Below are 2,607 nucleotides of genomic sequence, written 5' to 3' on the forward strand. Positions count from 1 at the left end.
CCTTCAGGGTCGCGAGCACGAGGCGGCTGCCGTCGACGGCCGGCTCGGCCGCTGCGGTCGATGGCGTGCGCACTGCGCCGGCGCCCGCGCTTGCCTTGGTCGGCGCGGGCCGCATGGCGCAGCCCGCCGCGAGCGCGGCGACGATCGTTCCGGCGAGCCATGCATGGCCCGCGGCGTTTCTGGTGTTCATGCCGGTTTCCTCGTGGTGGTGATGGACAGCAGCGCGTTCCCGTTGCCGCGGATGGACGCGCGGCGAAGGCCATGGATGGCGGCGAGCCAGCTGTCGTTGCTGGAGCTCAGCGCCCAGCTGGTCTCCTTGATGACGTCGAACCAGGTGAAGGCCCGCACGTTGGGCAGCGTCTCGAGGTCGCTGAACATGCGCTCGATCCATGCCGCCTTGTCGCCGCCGGTTTCGGAGCAGCCGAGTTCGGCCAGCACGATGGGCTTGGACGGCGCGATCTCGCGGGCCATCGCGACCGCGCGGCCGAAGACCTGGCTGAAGGGCGTCCAGTGCGACCAGCTCTGGCTGGTGCCGAAGTTGTAGCCGTCGATGCCGATCCAGTCGACATACTCGTCGCCGGGGTAGGCCGCGCGCGGGTCGTTCCAGGACTCCGCGGGCGTGCTGTCGTTGTTGAAGCACCAGACCCAGCGCACCTTGTTTGCGCCGGCCGCCCGAAAGCGCTCGACGATGTGGCGGTGGGCCCGCGCGAAGAGCTGGGGCTGGCGGCCGTTCTTCCCCAGGCACCAGGGGTACCAGTCGCCATTGAACTCATGGCCCACGCGCAGCATGAAGGGGAGGTCGACGCGCGCCGCGCCTTGCGCCCAGGCGTCGATGGTCGCGTCCCACTTGCCTGCGACGATGTCGGCGAGCGCCACCGGGCTGTTGTCGAAGCCCCAGGGCTCCCAGGTCACTTGCGCCGCCACGCCGCGCTGCGCGAGGTAGCGGATCTGCGACTCCGGGAACGACGCGCCGAATCGTGTGAACCACATCGCGGCCGCAGGCTGGCGGCGCAGGTCGGCTTGCGCGTCGTCCAGCAGATCGGGCAACGCGGTCTCGCGGAAGATGCCGAAGAAGATGCCGCGGCTGCCGTCCTCGTCGCGGTCGATGAGGACCGGCAAGGCCAGGCCGTCGTCGAGCTTCGACACCTTCTTCGGCACACCGCCGCAGGCCGGCAGGCCCACGCCGAGCGCCGAAGCGGCGAGCAGGCGGCGGCGCAGGAGCTGGTCGGCCCTCATGGTGCCAACTCCAGCCGGACGATCGCCATCGAGCGGGCGGGCAGGGTGATCGTGCGTCCCGCCTGCGCGGCGAGCGGCTGCAACGGCTTCTCCTCTTCCGCGATGCCGGCGTCGAAGAAGCGTGCGTCCTTGAACGTCAGCGCGGCCTGGCCGTCGATGCGCACCGGCTGGGGCTGCGTGCGGGTGTTGAACAGCACGAGTTGAAGCTGCGAACCCTTCTTCGTCGCATGGGCCCACAGCATCGAGTCGCTGCTCGCCGCTTCGACGAAGGAGCCATCCAGCTCGCCCAGCAGGCCGAAGCCGTAGTAGGTCGGGCGCGGCACGCCGCCCGTGTCCAGCAGCCCGTGGAATCCGGTGCCCATGTAGGCGAAGTAGTGGGCCAGGTTCACCCCTTGCTGCGCCATGCGCAAGGCCGATTCGGCCGCCCACATCGCACCCACCTGGTCGGACAGGAAGCGCGGCCGATCGGTGCGCCACGACAGGCCGTACTCCGTCACGCCGAAGCGGATGCTCCGCTTGTGGCCGAGCGGGTTGCGCGAGCGGTCCTTCCACAACGCGGAGAAGCGCGCGGTCGAGCGGTCGACCTCGACCACCGTGGCGAGCGCAGCCTCTTCGGTGCCGTCGCCTTCGGTGGGGTAGATGTGCCAGGTGAGCATGTCCACGACGTCGCCGCACAACGCGACGAAGCGTTCGAGGAAGAGCGGTGCGCCGGGCTGCGCACCGGAGACGGCGGGGCCGGCGATCAAGGCCTTCGGGTCTTCGCGGCGAATCGCCGCGGCCTGCGCGCGGAAGACGTCGCAATAGCGCTGGACCGTCCAGCTCGGGTCGCCGCGCACGGTGCTGAAGAGGTCGGGCTCATTGCCGATCTCCCAGATCCTGACGTTCAGTCCGCGGGCGCGGGCCATGCGCACGGCACGGGCCGCGTCCTGCGGCGTGTTGGCGGCGGGGCGGTCGGGCCGGCCCTCGAACACGCGTGTCTGCACGAGCAGCTCGCGTTCGCCCGCGATCTGCGACAGCAGCGACTTGAAGGCATCCAGCGTCGGCTCGTCCATGTCGTGTTCGTCGCCGATGTTCCCCCCGGGAAAGCGCAGCGCAGCGGCCGGAACCTTGGCGATCTCCTCGCGGAATTCCGTCACCGACATCCAGTTGCCGAAATTGAAACCAGACAGCACCTGCCGGTTGACGGCCGGGCCGGCGCGCGTGGGGTCGATGCGCACCGTGGCGACCTGCGCGTTCGCCCAGCTCGCCACCGTGAGGGCGAAGACGCCGACGCAGCGAGCGACCGAACGGAGGGGAGTGGGGGGAGGAATGCATGTCGGCTTCATGGCCGGCACGATAGCCTGCCGTGCAAGCGCTTGCAACCTGCTGGCC

Annotated in this window: 2 protein-coding genes and 1 pseudogene; all 3 read right to left on the reverse strand. The window is 70.0% G+C overall.

Annotated features, from left to right (window positions below; genetic code table 11):
* Positions 1 to 190: pseudogene (locus tag AC1D01_RS29440) on the reverse strand (hypothetical protein); the annotation flags it as partial.
* Positions 187 to 1,236: a glycoside hydrolase family 26 protein gene (locus AC1D01_RS29445; protein WP_477872735.1), complete on the reverse strand. Its 1,050-nt coding sequence runs from the start codon at positions 1,234 to 1,236 to the stop codon at positions 187 to 189. The gene AC1D01_RS29445 and the pseudogene AC1D01_RS29440, both read right to left, overlap by 4 nt.
* Positions 1,233 to 2,561 (reverse strand): hypothetical protein, encoded by a 1,329-nt coding sequence (locus AC1D01_RS29450; RefSeq protein ID WP_477872737.1) that lies wholly within the window; start codon positions 2,559 to 2,561, stop codon positions 1,233 to 1,235. The genes AC1D01_RS29445 and AC1D01_RS29450 overlap by 4 nt, the downstream gene beginning before the upstream one ends.
* Positions 2,562 to 2,607 lie beyond the last annotated feature (46 nt).

The sequence above is a fragment of the Rhizobacter sp. P3_B12 genome, assembly GCF_056402895.1.